We start from the raw sequence: 17,217 nt of genomic DNA, 5'->3' as shown, positions 1-17,217 counted from the left end.
GCGGGGCTCACTCCTGTCCGGGCTGCTCCACCACGATGTCCTCTCCCCGCACGATCGCCAGCACCTGGGCGCCGTAGCGGTCCAGCTTGACGGCCCCGATGCCGCGGATGACGCCCAATTGCCGCAGCGTCCGAGGGCGGGCGATGGAGACGTCGCGCAGCGTCTGGTCCGCCAGAACGGTGTAGGCCGGTTTCGAGGCCGCCCGGGCGACACGCGACCTCCACTCTTTGAGCCGAGTGAACAGCTCGATGACCTCGGGAGGGTTCTCCTCCTCGAACTCTCGGGCGCGGGCTCTGGCCTGGTGGCGGGGGGACCCCCGGTCCGGCGCGCCCGCGCTCCTGCGCGGCCCGGGCGCCTCCTCGGGCCAGATGCCCTCGAGGAAGCGGCTGCGCGTCCGCGAACCGCGTCCGCGACCGGCGCTGCGCGCCCGGGCCCATGAGATCTCCAGGTGGTCGCGGGCACGGGTGATGCCGACGTAGAGCAGGCGGCGCTCCTCTTCGCGGGCGGCCCCCGTCTGCGCCATCGAGATCGGCAAGAGCCCCTCGGAGACCCCGATGAGGAAGACGGCGTCCCATTCGAGGCCCTTCGCCGCATGCAGCGTCGAGAAGGTCACGCCGGCGACGGCGGGGGCGGCCTGAGCGGCGGAACGCTCCTCCAGCTCCGCCACGAACTCCGCCAGCGACAACGGCCCTCGCTCCCCCGCCAGCTCGACGAGCGCATTCAGGTTGTCCCACCGCTCCCGGAGGGCGCCCGTCCCGGAGGGCGGCTCCGGCGTCCATCCGGCGACGCCGACGATCTCCTGGACACGGTCCAGGAGCGCCGCTCCCGCGGCCTCGCCCCCGTCCGACCGGGCCTCCCCGGGCTCGCCCGCATCCGCCTCCGCTCCGGCGGCGGCCCCCTCGCCGCCCTGCGCGACGGCGGTCCGGGAGCGTTCGGCGAGGGCCTCCCGGCGCAGGAGCAGCATCGCGCGCCGGATCTCGTCCCGGTCGAAGAAGCGCGCTCCGCCCCGCACGACGAAGGAGACGCCGGCGTCGGAGAAGGCCTGCTCGAGCGCCTCGGACTGGGAGTTCGTGCGGTACAGGACCGCGATGGAGTGGATGGGGATCCCGTGGGCGACCAGCTCGGCGGCCCGGCCCGCGACGCCCGCGGCCTCCGCCTGGTCGTCGTCGTAGGCGCGGAAGGACACCCCCGGCCCCATCGGCCGCTGCGAGACCAGGTGGACGACCCCGTCCGGCGCCCCTCCCCGGGCGGCGGGCGCTCCGCCCGATCCTCCGGCCGGCGCCCCCGCCGCCCGGCTCATCACCTGATTCGCGACCGACACGATCTGGGGAGTGGAGCGGTAGTCCCGGTTGAGCCGGACCAGGTTCGCCCCGGGATGGCGCTTCCGGAAGCCGACGAGATGGCGGGGATCGGCCCCCGCGAAGGAGTAGATCGTCTGGGCGACGTCGCCGACGACGCAGATGTCGTGGCGTTCCCCGATCCACAGGTCCAGCAGATGCTGCTGGAGGAGCGAGACGTCCTGGTACTCGTCGACGACGAACGTCCGGTACTGGGAGCGGACCTGGCGGGCGATGTCCTCGCGGTCCTGAAGGATGCCGCACATGAGGAGGAGGACGTCCTCGAAGTCGATGGCTCCGCGGTCCTGCTTCGCTCCCTCGTAGGCGTCCATCACGCGGGCGAAGGCCTCGGAGTCCAGGCCTGCCGGCGGGTCGCGGCGTTCCGCCCTGGCGCGCTCGGCGTACCGGGGGGCGTCGGTCATCGACACCTTCGCCCACTCGATCTCCGCGGCGATGTCGCGAACCGCGGCGCGATCCACCGTGATGCCGGTGCGCGCCGCGGCGGCCGCCACCAGGGAGGCTTTGTGCTCGACCAGATGGGGCACCTGGCCGCCCACCGTGCGCGGCCAGAAATAGCCGAGCTGGCGCAGGGCCGCCGAGTGGAACGTCCGCGCCTGGGCGTGCGGCACGCCCAGGTCGCGCAGGCGCTGCCGCATCTCCGCCGCCGCTCGGGAGGTGAAGGTCACCGCGAGCACCGTCGTCGGGTCGAAGGCGCCGACCGCTGCCCCGTAGGCGATCCGGTAGGTGATCGCCCGGGTCTTGCCCGTCCCCGCTCCGGCCAGCACCGCCAGGGGCCCGCTGACCTGCTGGGCGACCGTCCGCTGCTCGGGATCCAAGGCGTCCAGAAGCTCCTCGGGATCACGCAGGCGGCGGGTCAGCGGTTCAGGATCGGAGGTCGAGGCTGAGGTCATGACCTGATTCTCCCAGCCTCCACCCCGTCTGCGATCCGCAGCGCTGTCGCGCCCTGAGTCATCCTGTCCCGGTGGCACGCGGTGCCGGGCGAATGCTCGTCTGCCGACAGCGATCCAGCACTCCAGAACGACAAGCGCGATGAGGAGGTCGACAGGCCATTGCACCGAGAACAAGGGGCTGGCCAGGAAGGAGCACGCGCCCGCGACGAAGACTCCGACGAACTCGACCAGGCCCTCGACTCGTTGACGACTCACGCCGCGTCGTCCGACCCACCCCGGCCCGAGGCCGACGGAGCAATTCGACGAACGATGGATCTCCAAAGCCTGGCGACCAGGATCCCGAGGACGAGCGCCCAGATCAGCGGGTGCGGGAGGAACCTGAAGGACAGATAGGCCGTTGCCATGACAAGGATGACAGAGAGGTCGCCCAGTAGCTCCTCACGCGACATCCGCACGGTACCGTTCCTCCGGTGTCGGCAGCGACTCGACCACAGCGACCTTCAAGTTGAATACCTTCCGACAGATCGCTTGAATCGTCCCGATAGTGATCGGGCACGCCACGGGATGGGTACTGCAAAAGCTCTCCATCGCGTTGTCGAGGCGAGTGAAGGAGTCCCAGGCGCTGGGACCCTGGGAAGCGCGGAACGACGCCAGATTGATGGAGCCCTGGTAGCGCCCGTCCATGTACGTGTCCAAGGTGCCGTAGCACCCCTTCGGGTTGAGGATGACGTGCTGTCCGGTCCCCTCGTCGCAGAAGTAGTCAGGCACCCCCGTCTGGATGACGACGACTGAGTCCGAGGACGATCCGTCAGGTTCTGGATCGTCAGAGACGGGAGCGGCATTCGCCGCCACCCCGGCCGTCAGCGACATCGCAACGGTCACCAGCGCAGCAGAGATTCGAGACATGACATGACACGGTGGAGCATCGTCTTCTCCTTTGAGACGACAGAACAGATTCTGGCCACGCCTCTGGCGTGACGGAGTCGGATGAGGTCCGCGCACAACCGCCTCGCGAAAAACACCGTATGTCCAGCCTCACACACGGTCAAGCAACGCTGACAAGAACATCCGATATTGACGGCTCCGCAGCCTTTCACCTTCTCCGCAGGGCATCGATGCTCCGAGGCGACGCCGGGAGCGTTCCCCCGAACCAGTCCTCCAGAAGGTACCGGGCGATCGCGGTGGGGCCGGGCGGCTCCACCTGCCCCGAGCTGATCGCCTCGGCCAGCTCGGCCCGGGTGAAGAAGCGGGCGTGGTCGATCTCGGCACCGTCGGGGTGCGGCTCGGCGTCCGAGCCCGGCTCCAGTCGGGCGGTGTAGCCGAGCATGAGGGAGCGCGGCATCGGCCAGGGCTGGGCCGCGAAGGGGCGGACGTCTCCCACTCGCAGCCCGACCTCCTCCAGGACCTCCCGGCGCACCGTGCGGTCGGGAGACTCCCCGGCCTCGACGAATCCGGCCAGGACGGACCAGAATCCCTCGCGCCAGGCCGAGTTGTGGGCCATCAGCACCCGGTCCTGGTCATCGACGACCGCCATGATGACAGCCGGGTCCTGGCGCGGGTACTCGATGGTCCCGCAGCCCGGGCACATTGTCGCCCACCCCGCCGAGATCGTCCGCACCGCCTGCCCGCACCGCGAGCAGAAGCGGTACTGGGCGTGCCAGCGCACCAGCGCGACCGCCTGGAGCGCGAGCGCCGAGTCGTCGTCGGACAGCAGGTGCCCGCACCACCTGATGTTCGCCCAGGTGACCCCCGGACGCTCGACCGGCCCGGGCACGCGCACGGCGACGTGGACGGTGCCGTCCGCCGTGCGCCCCATCAGCATCGCGCGCTCCGCCTCCCCGTCCGCGTCCGCGTCATCCGGCCCGGCTCCATCGGCCCCACCGGGGAGACCCGCCAGCTCCAGCGCCTCGTCAGCGGGCGGCCGCCACAGAGCGAGCGTCTCCGAGGAGGTCGCGAACGGGGTGTCCGTGTCGGATCCCTCACGCGACCCCGGACGTCGGACGGGCGGCGGGTCCGCCGCCCCGCCCGGCTCCACGACGGCGACCAGTCCGGAGGGCTCCACCAGGAACGCGCTGACGCGGCTCCCCGGCACCCCGGACAAGGGTCTCGGCGCCGCGGCGTCCCCACCCAGCCCGGCCACGCGGGCACCCTCGTCGATCGCCCCGCGCCCGCCCCGCAGGAGATCCAGGGGATCCACACTCTCCCGGGCGGCGGGCATCGAGTCCAGGATCCCGCGGGCGAAGGGCAGCGCAGACGTCATGTGACCACCGTATCCGCCGCCGGGTACGGTGGCACCATGACATCCGCACCGACTGCCCCCGTGCCCCCCTCCGCGTCCCGCGCCGACGGCCGTGCCGTCGACCAGCTCCGCCCCGTCTCGATCATCCGGGGATGGGCGGGCACCGGCGAAGGCTCCGTCCTCATCGAGTCCGGCAGCACGCGCGTGCTGTGCGTCGCCTCCCTGACCGAGGGCGTCCCCCGCTGGCGCAAGGGCAGCGGCCAGGGCTGGGTGACCGCCGAGTACTCGATGCTGCCGCGCGCGACGGCGGAACGCTCCCAGCGCGAGTCCGTCAAGGGCAAGATCGGGGGGCGCACGCAGGAGATCTCCCGGCTCATCGGACGCAGCCTGCGCGCGGTCATCGACGTCTCCGCCCTGGGGGAGAACACGATCGTGCTGGACTGCGACGTCCTGCGCGCCGACGGCGGCACGCGCACCGCCTCCGTGACCGGCGCCTACGTCGCCCTGGCCGACGCCGTGTCCTGGGGGATCGCCCACCGGCTCATCGCCGAGCGCCCCGGGCGCCCCGTGCTCTCCGACTCTGTGTCCGCGATCTCCGTGGGCATCATCGACGGGATCCCGATGCTGGACCTGCCCTATGTCGAGGACGTCCGCGCCCAGACCGACATGAACGTCGTCCAGACGGGGGCGGGCGCCTTCGTCGAGATCCAGGGCACCGCGGAGCATGCGCCCTTCGACCGCTCGGAGCTGGGGGTCCTGCTGGACCTGGCCTCCGCCGGCAACGCGCGGCTCGCCGACCTGCAGCGACGCGCGCTTGAGGCGCCCGAGGGCCGGCCGGTCGCCCTGGAGGCATGATGCTGGCCCCGCGGCTGGTCTTCGCCACCTCGAACCCGCACAAGCTGACCGAGCTCGAGGCGATCCTCGCGCCGATCCTCGGCGAGGACGCGGTGAGCGGCCTCATCGCCCCCATGAGCGACTTCGCCGTGGACTCGCCCGTCGAGGACGGCGCCACCTTCACGCAGAACGCCCTGATCAAGGCGCACGCGCTGTGCGAGGCGACGGGTCTGCCCGCGGTCGCGGACGACTCCGGCCTGGCGGTGGACATCATGGGCGGCGCTCCGGGGATCTTCTCCGCCCGGTGGTCGGGGCGCCACGGCGATGACGCGGCGAACCTCGACCTCCTGCTGGACCAGCTCCGGGACGTGCCCGAGGCTCTGCGCGGCGCCGAGTTCGTCGCGGCGGCCGTCCTGGTCCGGCCCGATGGCCGGGAGTTCACCGAGGAGGGGCGGGTGCGAGGGCGTCTCCTCCAGGAGCGGCGCGGCGGCGGCGGATTCGGATACGACCCGGTGTTCGTCCCCGAGGGATCGACCCGCACGACCGCCGAGATGCCGTCCGAGCAGAAGAACCGGATCAGCCACCGGGGCATCGCCTTCCGCGCGCTGGCCCCCCGCATCGCGGAGGTCCTCCAGGCCCGCTGACGAGGGCGTCTCCGACTCCGCGCCGGTCGCGCCGGATCCCGGGATCAGATCGTGTGGATCTCGCCGGCGTGGACGACCCCGAGGGGACCCGGCCACGTGGTGCGCGCCTCGGCGACGGGCACCGCCGGGTCGGTCCAGGGCTGGATGTGGGTGAGCAGGACACGTCCCACGCCCGCCAGGCGAGCCATCTCCCCCACGCGCGCCCCGGTCATGTGGATGCCGCGAACCGTCTCCTGCTCCGTGAACCCGCATTCGGCGAGCAGCACGTCCGCTCCGCGCGCGCCAGCCGTGATCGTGTCGCACTGGTCCGTGTCCCCGGTGTAGAACAAGCTGGCGCGGCGCCCGGGATCGCCCTCGGAGGGGCCTTCGACGCGGACGCCGAACCCGGGCACCGAGTGCCACGCCGTGGCCGGCGTCACGGTGAGGGGGCCGATGCGCAGCGCTCTGCCGGCGACCAGGGACCGTTCGCAGAACTCGCCCTCATAGGCCTCCTCCGGACCGACACCGTCGATCTGGCGGACACGGTCGAGGACGCCCTCGGGCCCGGCCAGGACGATGGGGGCCAAGCCGCGCCCGGGGCCCCACCGGCGATGGACGTGCAGCGAGATCACGTCGCCGATGTGGTCGGCGTGCCCGTGGGAGAAGACGACGGCGTCCAGGTCGCAGGGGTCGACGTGGGTCCACAGCTGGCCGAAGGCCCCCGGGCCCATGTCCAGAGCCACGTTCCAGGTCCGCGTGGCGCCGGTCACCGGATCCGGCCCCTCGGCCTGGACGAGGTAGCAGGAGGCCGCCGACCGCGGTCCCGACATCGATCCGGTGCACCCGACGATGCGCAGTCTCATGGGATATCCGCCCCTCCGGCCAGAGCCACCTCGCCCGCCTGCTCCACCTCCGGCCCCAGGAAACGGCGGGCCAGCTTCCTGAAGGTCGCCGGCCCCCCGGTCGTGAGGAAACGGTGACGCGGAAGGTCCTCCGCCCCGCGCGGCTCGTGGAGCAAGTCGCGGTCCACCAGCTCGTTGTAGGTGACGTTGGCGGTCGACTCCGAGGAGGTCACCAGCGCGACGCCCTCGCCCATGACGCGCCCGATGGCGCCGGTGAGGAGGGGGTAGTGCGTGCACCCCAGGACCAGTGTGTCCACGTCCGCCTCGCGGAGGGGATCCAGGTAGTCATGGGCGACGGACTCCAGCTCGGACCCGGTGGTGATCCCGGCCTCGACGAACTCGACGAACCGCGGGCAGGCCCGGGAGACGACCGTGAGCCCCGGCACCGCCGCCAGGGCATTCGTGTAGGCCTCTGACTGGATGGTGGCGATCGTGCCGATGATGCCGATGCGCCGGTTGCGCGTGGTGACCACGGCTGCGCGTGCGGCGGGGGTGATCACCTCGACCACCGGGATCCTCTGGTCGATCCAATACCGTTCCCGGGCATCCGACAATGCGGCGGCTGTCGCCGTGTTGCACGCGATGACCAGGACCTTCACGCCGCGGCGGACGAGCTCGTCCAGTCCAGCCAGCGCCAGGGAGCGCACCTCGGCGATGGGGCGGGGCCCGTAGGGCGAATGGGCGGTGTCTCCGAGGTAGAGGACCTCTTCATCCGGCAGCTTGTCCATGACCGCCCGCGCGACCGTCAGCCCTCCGAGCCCGGAGTCGAAGATCCCGATCGGCGCATTGTCCATGTCTGGGACCCTAGTGCGCGCGCGTCCCCTCCCGCACCGCCCGCAGCAGTGAATCCTGCCACCACGTCACGGCCACGTACATCACGGAGGCCACCCGCCGCCGTGCGTCCCCGGAGACCAGCCCCTGGGCTGTTTCGCGCACCCTTTCGGCATCACTGTCCGATCGGATCCCGAGCTCTCCGGCCAGGGCGAGGCGGAGGTCGTTGAGGGCCGCGAGCCAGCTCCACGCCTCGCCGCGGCCCACCAGGACGCAGCCGGGGTTCGCTCCCTCGGTCGCCTGGAGCGCGAGGGACAGGCGGCGCAGGCGCGCGGACTTCTCCGAGCGCAGGAAGTCCTCGGTAAGCGCGCGCAGCTCCGCGGCCTCGGGCGGGTCGTCGCTCATCGGGGGCAGCAGGTTGGTCAGCGCCGGGTCGCGGGGCTCCGCCCGCGAGTCCTCGAGGTCGGTGGCAGCGCGCACGAAGGAGGTGAGGTCGCACGGCTCGTCGAGGAGCACCAGGATCTCGCGCACCAGCTGCTGGAGGAGCCGGTTGTCCTCCGCGTCCACCTCCGCGCGGTAGCCGTCGCCCCACGCCTCGAACCCGCCGATCATTCCACCCGCTCCAGGGTGGCGCGCAGCCCGTAGGAGTGCATGGCCAGGACATCGGCCTCCATCCGCTCGCGCAGACCGGTGGAGACGACCGCCCGCCCGCGATGGTGGACCTCGAGCATGAGCGCCTCGGCATGCGCGCGGGTGTAGCCGAAGTGACGCCGGAAGACCTCCGTGACGTAGTCCATGAGGTTGACGGCGTCGTCCCACACGACCGTGCGCCACTGCGGGAGCATGGAGGTCGTCGTGTCCGCCCGCTGCGAGGGTGCGGGCGACGGGCGCGCTGGCATGTGTCCAGCGTAGGCACGACGTCCCGGTGGCACGCGGATTTCGGGGCCGTTCCCCGGCAGGACGGCTCCCAGGTCATGGCCTGCAGGGTGTTTCTACGGGAATCCGGCTGAAACCGGGGGCCGGCCATGACCTGGGAGCCTACGCCGCGGGAGCCCGCCCTGTCCTAGGGTGTGTGTATGCCTGCGTCTGCCTCCACGGCCCTGCTCACCGACATGTACGAGCTCACGATGCTCGACGCGGCCCTCCACCACGGGACCGAGGGTCGACGCGCCGTGTTCGAGGTCTTCGGCCGCCGCTTCCCGGCCACCCGCCGATTCGGGGTGGTCGCCGGCACCGGGCGCATCCTGGAGGCCTTGGAGCGTTTCGAGTTCTCCTCCGATCAGATCGACTGGCTCCACGACCAGCGCATCGTCTCCGATGAGGCGCTGGACTACCTCAGGGGCTTCCGCTTCTCCGGCAGCATCGACGGCTACGCCGAGGGCGAGTGCTACTTCTCCGGGTCCCCCCTGCTCACCGTCGAGTCGACCTTCGCGGAGTGCACGCTCCTGGAGACGCTTCTGCTGTCCATCCTCAACCATGACTGCGCCGTGGCCTCGGCCGCCTCGAGGATGACGATCGCCGCGCATGGAAGGCCGTGCGTGGACATGGGCGCCCGGCGCGCCCACGAGCGCAGCGCCGTCTCGGCCGCCCGCGCCGCCGTCATCGGGGGATTCGGAGGCACCTCCGACCTCGAGGCCGCCAAGCGCTACGGGATCCACCCGATCGGCACCGCCGCCCATGCCTTCACGTTGCTCCACAGCTCCGAGCGCGAGGCCTTCGACGCCCAGATCGCCCTGCTGGGAACCGGCACCACCTTGCTGGTCGACACCTATGACGTCACCGAGGGCGTGCGCAACGCCGTCGAGGCGGCGCGCGCCGCCGGAGGCGAGCTGGGATGCGTCCGCATCGACTCCGGCGACCTGGTCGCCCAGGCGTTCAGGGTGCGCGGCCAACTGGATGCGATGGGCGCGACGACCACGAAGATCACGGTGACCAACGACCTCGACGAGTACGCGATCGCGGCGCTCGGCGCCGCTCCCATCGACTCCTACGGGGTCGGCACGCGCCTTGTGACGGGATCGGGCGTGCCCACGGCCGCGCTGGTCTACAAGATGGTCGCCTGCGAGGGCCCGGACGGGCGGACGCGCGGCGTGGCCAAGAAGTCCGAGTCGAAGTCGACGGTGGCGGGGCGCAAGACCGCCGGGCGCGTGTTCGATGCGGACGGGTACGCCTCGGAGGAGCTGCTGGTCGCCGGCGGCACGCCGGAGGAGGGACTGGCCGAACTCAAGCGCCAGGGGGCCAGGCCGCTGCAGGTCCCCCTCGTCCGCGCCGGGCAGATCGATGCCGCGGCCTGGAGCCCCGAGGCGCTCCAGACGGCCCAGGAGCGTCACCTGCGCTCACGCAACGAACTCCCCTACCAGGCCTGGCGCCTGTCCGAGGGCGAGGCCGCGATCCCGACCCGGTACGCCGCCCTGTCCTGAGGACGCCCCGGTCCGGGGACCATCTCCCGCGCCTCACCCGCGGCCGGCGAACCACTCGCGCAGCAACGCGATGCGCGCCTCGATCTGCTGGGTCGTCGCCTCGGCCACGGACGGCCCCCCGGTGCGCTGCCTGAGCCGGGTGTGGATGACGGCATGGGCGTCCCCTGAGCGACGCGACCAGTCCGAGACCAGGCGCGACAGCTCCTTGCGCCTGGCGGCGCGCAGCCGGTGGTCGGAGACGCCGGAGTTCTCCTCGCGGGCCTTCGCGGCCTCGACGGAGCGGGCCTGATGGCGCACCTGCTCGGCCTGACGGGCCCGCAGCAGCGTCGTCACCTGGTCGGGGTCCAGCAGGCCCGGGATTCCCAGGTACTCCTGCTCCTCGACGGAGCCGACCTCCGCGCCCGTGCCCCAGGCGGCGCCGTCGAACAGGACGGAGTCGAACTCGGCGTCGGCCCCCAGGGCCTCGAAACCGGGCAGCAGGTCGGAGGACGCCTTCTCCTCGCGATTGGCCTGGGCGACCAGCGCGTCCTCCGGGTAGCCCGGGTCGCCGTCCGCGTCCTGGCGTGCCGGGCGGTCCAGGGCGTGGTCGCGCTCGACCTCCATCTGGCCGGCCAGCTCCAGCAGGGAGGACACGGAGGGGACGAACACCGTGGCCGTCTCCCCGCGGCGCCGCGCGCGCACGAAACGACCCACGGCCTGCGCGAAGAACAGGGACGTCGAGGCGTTCGTCGCGTAGACGCCCACCGCCAGACGCGGCACGTCGACGCCTTCGGACACCATGCGCACCGCGACCATCCACCGATCGCGCGAGGAGCGGAACTCGTCGATGCGGTCGGAGGCGTCCGCGTCGTCGGAGAGCACGACCGTGGCCGGACGGCCGGTGATCGCGCGCAGGTGGCGGGCGTAGGCGCGGGCGGCCTGTTGGTCGGAGGCGATGACCAGCCCGCCCGCATCGGGGATCTGGCGTCGGACCTCGGTGAGGCGCTGGTCGGCGGCCGCGAGGACCGAGGGGATCCACTCCCCCTTCGGGTCCAGCGCCGTCCGCCACGCCTGCTTCATCAGGTCCTTCGTCAGCGGCTCGCCCAGCCGGGCGCTGAACTCCGCGCCCGCCGAGGTCCGCCAGCTCATGTTGCCCGAGTAGGACATGAACAGGACGGGGCGAACGACGCCGTCGCGCAGGGCATCGCCATACCCGTAGGTGAAGTCGGCCTGGGAGCGGCGCACGCCCTCCCCGTCCTCGGCGTAGCGCACGAACGGGATGGGGGAGGTGTCGGAGCGGAAGGGCGTGCCGGTCAGCGACAGCCGCCGCGCGGCGTCCGCGAAGGCCTCGCCCACGCCGTCGCCCCAGGACAGGGAGTCCCCCGCATGGTGGACCTCATCGAGGACCACCAGCGTCGGCGTGGCCCGTGTGCGTGCCGCGTGCAGAGCCGGATTGGCCGCCACCTGCGCATATGTGACGGCGACGCCGTCGTAGTGGGATCCGGCGCGCCCCTGGGCGTTCGTGAAGGCGGGGTCGATGTGGATGCCCACGCGCGCCGCCGCATCGGCCCACTGCCCCTTGAGATGCTCCGTCGGGCACACGATCGTCAGTTTGGAGACGCGCCCCGATCCCAGCAGCTCCACGGCGACGCGCAGCGCGAACGTCGTCTTCCCCGCCCCGGGCGTCGCCACAGCGAGGAAGTCGCGCGGGCTCTGCTCGAGGTACGTCCGCAACGCGGCCGCCTGCCAGGCGCGCAGGCTGCCCGCCGTCCCCCAGGCGGCGCGCTCCGGGAACGCCGGGGGCAGCTGCTGGGCTGCGGAGGAGGAGACGCGCGCGGGTCCGGCCGAGGGGCCGTCACCGCCGCGCGTCAACGTTCAGACCCGCCCGAGCCGTCCGAGCCGCCTCCGGATCCGCCGGACCCGTCGGAGAACGGCCAGTTCCTCCCGTTCTTCCCCATCCCGTCGCGCAGCGCCTTGCACTTCGGGCACACCGGGTACTGGGAGGCGTCGCGTGAGGGGATCCAGACCTTTCCGCACAGGGCGACCACGGGCTGGCCGGTGACCAGGGAGGCGTCGACCCGGTCCTTGCGCACGAAGTGGGCGAACCGGTCGCCGTCGCCCGGCGACTTCTCGCGCTCGGTCTCGGTGCGCTCCAGGAGCCCCACCGAGGACTGCGGGTCCGCCGGCGGGACGCCGGGGGACTGGGGGACGCCGGGTCCCTGGGGTTCGTCCAGTGCTCGCATGCGGACCATTGTAGGTGCCCCCGGCGGGCGCGCTCGGGCGGAGGCGGGGCCGGGCGTTCCGCCTGGCCCGCCCGGCTCAGTTCCGCTCGATGTCCCAGATCTCCCGGTAGTAGTCCGTCCGGTCCAGACGGGCCGCGGCCTCCTCGTCGACGAGGACGAGGGCGTCGGGGTGGAACTGGAGGACCGTCGCGGGCCATGACGCGGAGACGGCCCCCTCGACCATCTGGCGGACGGCCTCGGCCTTGTTCCCGCCCGTGGCCACGAGGACCAGGGAGCGGGCCTCCATGATGGTGGCGATCCCCTGGGTGAGGCACTGGGCGGGCACCTGGGAGATGTCCCCGTCGAAGAACCGCGCGTTGTCGCGGATCGTCTGGGCGGTGAGGAATCCGCGGTGGGTGCGCGAGGCCAGCGATCCCCCGGGCTCGTTGAAGGCGATGTGGCCGTCCGCGCCGATGCCCAGGATCTGCAGGTCGACGCCTCCCGCGTCGCGGATGGCCCGATCGTAGTCGGCCGCCGCCGCGTCGAGGTCCTCGGCCCAGCCCTCGGGGCCGCGTACCGCGCCCTCGGGGAAATCGACGTGGTCCGCGATCGAGGTGCGGATCACCTGGCGGTAGGACTGCGGGTGCTGCGGGGACAGACCGACGTACTCGTCCAGGGCGAAGGCGCGGCCCCGGGCGAAGGAGATCCTCCCCGCCCGGTGCCGGGCGATCAGCTCCTGGTAGATCGGAAGCGGCGAGGAGCCCGTGGCAAGCCCCAGGACGGCCTGCGGTTTGCGGGCGTAGAGCCGTTCCACGGCGTCCGCTCCGATACGTCCGATCGCAGCCTCGTCGGGCAGGATGGCGACCCTCATCATCTCTCCTTGATCTCGGGGCCGGTCGCGGTCCCGTGGTGGACCGGGATCCGGCTGACCCGCGGAAATCTCCCACCAGTGTAGAGAGTCCGCCTTCCGACGGGACAACGCTGTCAGGCCAGGTCCGGCGGGATCCCGGAACGTGGGAGGGGGCGGGCGCCGGAACCCCGGCGCCCGCCCCCTCCAGGCCTCTCAGTCCACGCTCACTTGGTGGAGACGGCCTTCTTCAGCGTCGAGCCCGCCGAGATCTTGACGCCGTAGCCGGCCGGGATCTGGATCTCCTCGCGGGTGCGGGGGTTGCGACCCGTGCGCGCCGCGCGCTCGACGCGCTCGACGGACAGCAGACCGGTGACCTTGACGGGCTCGCCCTTGGACAGGGAGTCGACGAGGACCTCCTGGAAGGCGGACAGCGCCGCGTCGGCCTGGACCTTGGTCAGGTTGGCGCGCTCAGCGATGGCGGCCACGAGCTCAGTGCGGTTGACGGACATGTAGAACCTCTCCTCTAGCAGATTCAGGGGCCACTGCCGTGGCCACAGGCACACATTACGGAACGAGGGCGGGGATTGTCAGCACCGAGCCCGAATTACGGCGTTTCGTGACCGATCTGGCCGGGTGCGGGCGGATCGGGGCGCCGCCGGACCTCACATCCTCAGCTCGACGAGGGACCAGGACGCGGGCGGGAGCGCCACCGCCACCCCCTCTCCGTCGGCCTGCGCGGACCGGTTGGCCCACGGGCGGCCCGTATCGGCGTCGGCGGAGGCCGTGCGGTCCAGGTCGCGCCCGCCCACGGACACGGCCGAGACGGCCGTGGGCATGCGATCTCCGAAGGCGTTCAGCCCGACCCGGACGGATGCCTCGTCGTCGACCGAGCGGTTGACCAGGAGGACGGCGAGCGCCCCCGTCTTCTCCTCCCAGGTGGCGACCGCGTCGACCGCCGGAACGTCCCCGTAGCGGGGCGTGGGGATGGTGGGGACTCTCACAACCGTGCGCAGGACCTCGCCTCGAGCGGCCCGGGACGTCGCGGCGAAGGGGTGGAAGATCGTCTGCCGCCAGGCCGGGCCTCCCGGCTCCGCGACGATCGGGGCGATGACGTTGACCAACTGCGCCAGGTTCGCCGAGGCGACCCGGTCGGCGTGCCGCAGCAGCGTGATGAGGAGATCGCCGACGACCACGGCGTCGGCGACCGTGTAGCGGTCCTCCAGCAGCCGGGGGGCGACGGGCCAGTCGTCGCCCTCGGGCACTCGGGACTCGGCCCGGTCCTGGTACCAGACGTTCCACTCGTCGAAGGCGATGTCGAGCCGACGTCTCGATCCGCGCGCCACCCCGGCGGCGTCGATCACGGCGACCAGCCGTTCGATCATCCGGTCCATGTCGACGCCTGAGGCGAGGAAGCTGGCGAGGTCCCCGCCCTCCATCGCGTAGTACTGGTGGGCGGACACGGCGTCGACCGCGTCGTAGGCCTCGGCGAGGACCGCCGACTCCCACGTGCCGAACGTCGCCATCGCGGAGTTCGACGATCCGCAGACGACCAGGCGCAGATCCGGATCGATCATCCGCATCGCACGGGCCGTGCGCGCCGCGAGCGCGCCGTACTCCTGAGGAGGGCGGTGCCCGATCTGCCAGGGTCCGTCCATCTCGTTGCCCAGGCACCACGTCCGGATCCGGTAGGGGGCCTCCGCGCCGTTCGACCGGCGCTGGTCGGACAGGCGTGTCCCGGACGAGACGTTGCAGTACTCGAGCAGGTCGAGTGCCTCCTGGGCGCCCCGCGTCCCCAGGTTCACGGCCATCACGGGGTCGGTCCGAGTCCGGCGCGCCCACCGGGCGAACTCGTCGAGGCCGAACTCGTTGGTCTCGAGGCTGTGCCAGGCCAGATCGAGCCGCCGAGGCCGCTGGCCGGGCGCGCCGATGCCGTCCTCCCACCGGTACCCGGATACGAAGTTCCCGCCCGGATAGCGGATGTCGGAGACGCCCAGCTCCCCGACCAGGTCCATGACGTCGGTGCGGAATCCGTCCCCGTCCGCCGCGGGATGCCCCGGCTCGTAGATCCCGCCGTAGACGCACCGCCCCAGGTGCTCGACGAAGGACCCGAACAGCTCCTTCCTGACCGGTCCGACCGTGAACCCGGGGTCCACCCGGAGCTGGGCCTCGAGAGAACCATCGACCATGAGAGTCTCCTTCCTCGTCCTGTCCTGCCTCTGATGTCCATTCAAGGCGCTCGGCACCGCCCTCGCCCTTCGTTCCGCCCAGGCGGCGGGGCCCGCCCCTCATCGGTCGCTCCCCAGCGCGACGCCGCTCTGCCAGTAGCGTTGCAGCCAGATGAAGAGGACGACCAGGGGGAGGACCGACACGAGGGCCCCCGACGTGATGAGGTTCCACACCTGTTCGTTGCCGGCGCCGGCATTCGAGTGCGCCTGCCAGTTCGTCAGGCCCACGGTGATGGGCAGCAGGTCCTGGCTCCTCAGCATGACCAGGGGGAGGAAGAAGTTGTTCCAGCATCCGACGGCGCTCAGCAGGAAGACCGTGACGATGGAGGGCCTGAGCATGGGGACCGCGATCCTCCAGAAGATCGTGAGCTCCCCGGCGCCGTCGATCCGCGCGGCGTCCAAGAGCTCGTCGGGGATCGTGTCCTCCGCGGCGATCTTCATCAGGTAGACGCCGAAGACGGTGAGCAGGGACGGGATGATGACCGCCCAGCGCGTGTTGACCAGGCCGACCGCCGAGAAGAGCACGAACAGGGGGATGACCAAGGCGGTGTTGGGGATCATGATCGCGCCGACCACCGCGTCGAACATCGCCGAGTTCCCGCGGAACCGGAACTTCGCGAAGCCGTATCCCGCCGCCAGGGCGAGAGCCGTCGCCCCCGCTCCCCCGACGATCCCGTAGAACAGGGAGTTGCCCATCCAGCGCCAGAAGATCCCTCCGGAGTATGTGCCCAGCTGCGCCAGGTTCTCCGCGAGGTGGGGTTCCCCGAACCACATCGGGTTTCCGGTGAACAGGCCGGAGTTGGACTTCGTGGAGGCGACCACCAGCCACCACAGCGGGAAGAGGAAGTAGACGACCAGCGCCGCGATGATGACGGACATGGCGGGATGGCGGGGCCGAGGACCGCGGCCGGGCACCTGGCGTGGGGCGGGGGCGGCGCTCATCGTGCGGCCCTCCGGCTCCGCCGGCGGGAGAGGGCGAGGAACCCGAAGGAGATGACCGCCACGACGGCTCCGAGCGAGAAGGCGATCGTGGAGGCATAGTTGAATTGGTTGTACGAGAACCCCAGCACGTTCGCATACATGTTCGGCGTGTAATCCACTGGGATGACGGACATCGCCGCGTTGCGCAAGACCGTGGGCTCCGTGAAGAACTGCAGGGTGCCGATCACCGCGAACAGGATGATCATCACGGTCGACGAGGCGATGAGCGGGAGTTTGATCCTCAACGCCATCTGCAGGGAGTTCGCGCCGTCCATCGTGGCCGCCTCGTACACGGACCGGTCCACGCCCTGCAGCGCGGAGTAGACGATGACCATGTAGTAGCCCGACCACTGCCAGGTCACGATGTTCACGAGGCTCTGGAACACATGGGACGACGACAGGAAGTCGACGCGGCCGATCCCCAGGGACTCGGCGATGGACGACAGCGGTCCCATGTCCGGGCTGTAGAGGAAGCTCCACATCAGGGCGCCCACGACGGCCGGCACCGCGTAGGGCAGGAAGATGAGGACCCGCGCCACGGCAGCGAAGCGGTTCCTGAGCTCGTCGAGGATGAGGGCCGCCACCACGCCGAGGATCAGCTGGATCGGGACCATGACGATGGTGAACCGCCCCACCGTCGCAAGCCCCCTGAGGAATGTCGGGTCGGTGAAGGCCCGGACGTAGTTCGCGAAGCCCGTGAACAGGTTCCCCGCGACGAGCGTCTTGGAATACAGGCTCAGGACGAAGGCGTAGCACAGTGGGACCACCAGGGTTCCCACGAAGACGATCATGAACGGCGTCGTGAAGGCGTAGCCCCACCGGCTGCGCGTCCCCGCGATCGTCCGTCTCCTGCGATCGGAGCCGACGGGCCCCGCGGGTCGACGTGTCTGGATGGGCACGGCAATTCCCTCCTTCCCCGGAGC

The 17,217-nt window shown here is 71.4% G+C and carries 17 protein-coding genes; 3 read left to right on the top strand and 14 right to left on the bottom strand.

Annotated features, from left to right (window positions below):
* Positions 1–7: 7 nt before the first annotated feature.
* From ACFQWG_RS00875 to nudC, 3 genes are all read right to left on the bottom strand, one after another.
* Entirely contained in the window at positions 8–2,248 is a 2,241-nt protein-coding gene (locus ACFQWG_RS00875) for an ATP-dependent DNA helicase UvrD2 (protein WP_380971276.1), read from the bottom strand.
* Positions 2,249–2,686: 438 nt separating this feature from the next.
* On the bottom strand, positions 2,687–3,130 hold the full coding sequence (locus tag ACFQWG_RS00870) for a hypothetical protein (protein WP_380971274.1): 444 nt from the start codon (positions 3,128–3,130) through the stop codon (positions 2,687–2,689).
* Between the two features lie 211 nt (positions 3,131–3,341).
* Entirely contained in the window at positions 3,342–4,508 is a 1,167-nt protein-coding gene (nudC, locus tag ACFQWG_RS00865) for an NAD(+) diphosphatase (RefSeq protein ID WP_380971272.1), read from the bottom strand.
* A gap of 36 nt (positions 4,509–4,544) precedes the next feature.
* Between nudC and rph the strand changes: the two genes are divergently transcribed.
* Together rph and rdgB are read left to right on the top strand one after the other, a co-directional pair.
* On the top strand, positions 4,545–5,342 hold the full coding sequence (rph, locus tag ACFQWG_RS00860; RefSeq protein WP_380971270.1) for a ribonuclease PH: 798 nt from the start codon (positions 4,545–4,547) through the stop codon (positions 5,340–5,342).
* Complete coding sequence (gene rdgB, locus ACFQWG_RS00855) at positions 5,342–5,965, top strand: RdgB/HAM1 family non-canonical purine NTP pyrophosphatase (protein ID WP_380976153.1); 624 nt, start codon at positions 5,342–5,344, stop codon at positions 5,963–5,965. Before rph ends, rdgB begins: the two co-directional genes overlap by 1 nt.
* A 44-nt stretch (positions 5,966–6,009) precedes the next feature.
* Here the strand turns inward: rdgB and ACFQWG_RS00850 are convergent, their stop codons facing one another.
* From ACFQWG_RS00850 to clpS, 4 genes are read right to left on the bottom strand one after another with little or no spacing between them, the layout of a single operon-like run.
* On the bottom strand, positions 6,010–6,807 hold the full coding sequence (locus ACFQWG_RS00850; RefSeq protein WP_380971268.1) for an MBL fold metallo-hydrolase: 798 nt from the start codon (positions 6,805–6,807) through the stop codon (positions 6,010–6,012).
* Positions 6,804–7,640: a glutamate racemase gene (gene murI / locus ACFQWG_RS00845; RefSeq protein ID WP_291500598.1), complete on the bottom strand. Its 837-nt coding sequence runs from the start codon at positions 7,638–7,640 to the stop codon at positions 6,804–6,806. The genes ACFQWG_RS00850 and murI overlap by 4 nt, the downstream gene beginning before the upstream one ends.
* Before the next feature lie 10 nt (positions 7,641–7,650).
* Positions 7,651–8,229, bottom strand: coding sequence for a DUF2017 family protein (locus ACFQWG_RS00840; protein ID WP_380971266.1), 579 nt, complete (start codon positions 8,227–8,229; stop codon positions 7,651–7,653).
* Entirely contained in the window at positions 8,226–8,516 is a 291-nt protein-coding gene (clpS, locus tag ACFQWG_RS00835) for an ATP-dependent Clp protease adapter ClpS (protein ID WP_380971264.1), read from the bottom strand. Before clpS ends, ACFQWG_RS00840 begins: the two co-directional genes overlap by 4 nt.
* Before the next feature lie 177 nt (positions 8,517–8,693).
* Between clpS and ACFQWG_RS00830 the strand changes: the two genes are divergently transcribed.
* Positions 8,694–10,037 carry a nicotinate phosphoribosyltransferase gene (locus ACFQWG_RS00830; protein ID WP_380971262.1) on the top strand — a complete coding sequence of 448 codons (1,344 nt, stop codon included), beginning with the start codon at positions 8,694–8,696 and terminating at the stop codon, positions 10,035–10,037.
* 33 nt (positions 10,038–10,070) lie between these two features.
* Here ACFQWG_RS00830 and ACFQWG_RS00825 read toward each other — a convergent pair whose 3' ends face one another.
* The 7 genes from ACFQWG_RS00825 to ACFQWG_RS00795 all read right to left on the bottom strand — a co-directional run bounded on the left by ACFQWG_RS00825 (position 10,071) and on the right by ACFQWG_RS00795 (position 17,193).
* Positions 10,071–11,822, bottom strand: coding sequence for a DEAD/DEAH box helicase (locus ACFQWG_RS00825; protein WP_380976151.1), 1,752 nt, complete (start codon positions 11,820–11,822; stop codon positions 10,071–10,073).
* Between the two features lie 62 nt (positions 11,823–11,884).
* Positions 11,885–12,259, bottom strand: a complete 375-nt coding sequence (locus tag ACFQWG_RS00820; RefSeq protein ID WP_291498490.1) for a DUF3039 domain-containing protein — start codon at positions 12,257–12,259, stop codon at positions 11,885–11,887.
* 76 nt (positions 12,260–12,335) lie between these two features.
* A complete protein-coding gene (gene nagB / locus ACFQWG_RS00815; protein WP_380976149.1) occupies positions 12,336–13,109 on the bottom strand; it encodes a glucosamine-6-phosphate deaminase in 774 nt (257 codons plus the stop codon).
* Between the two features lie 203 nt (positions 13,110–13,312).
* Positions 13,313–13,597 (bottom strand): HU family DNA-binding protein, encoded by a 285-nt coding sequence (locus ACFQWG_RS00810; protein ID WP_291500766.1) that lies wholly within the window; start codon positions 13,595–13,597, stop codon positions 13,313–13,315.
* A gap of 153 nt (positions 13,598–13,750) precedes the next feature.
* Positions 13,751–15,274, bottom strand: coding sequence for an arabinosylfuranosidase ArfA (gene arfA / locus ACFQWG_RS00805; protein WP_380971259.1), 1,524 nt, complete (start codon positions 15,272–15,274; stop codon positions 13,751–13,753).
* Between the two features lie 99 nt (positions 15,275–15,373).
* Positions 15,374–16,192 (bottom strand): carbohydrate ABC transporter permease, encoded by an 819-nt coding sequence (locus tag ACFQWG_RS00800; protein WP_380971257.1) that lies wholly within the window; start codon positions 16,190–16,192, stop codon positions 15,374–15,376.
* A 59-nt stretch (positions 16,193–16,251) separates the two neighbouring features.
* Positions 16,252–17,193 carry a carbohydrate ABC transporter permease gene (locus tag ACFQWG_RS00795; RefSeq protein ID WP_380971255.1) on the bottom strand — a complete coding sequence of 314 codons (942 nt, stop codon included), beginning with the start codon at positions 17,191–17,193 and terminating at the stop codon, positions 16,252–16,254.
* Positions 17,194–17,217: the final 24 nt, after the last annotated feature.

This window comes from Schaalia naturae (genome assembly GCF_042665795.1).
In the GTDB taxonomy this organism is placed as follows: domain Bacteria; phylum Actinomycetota; class Actinomycetes; order Actinomycetales; family Actinomycetaceae; genus Pauljensenia; species Pauljensenia naturae.
The sequence above is the reverse complement of the archived record's forward strand: the minus strand, read 5'-3'. Positions and strand labels throughout refer to the sequence as shown.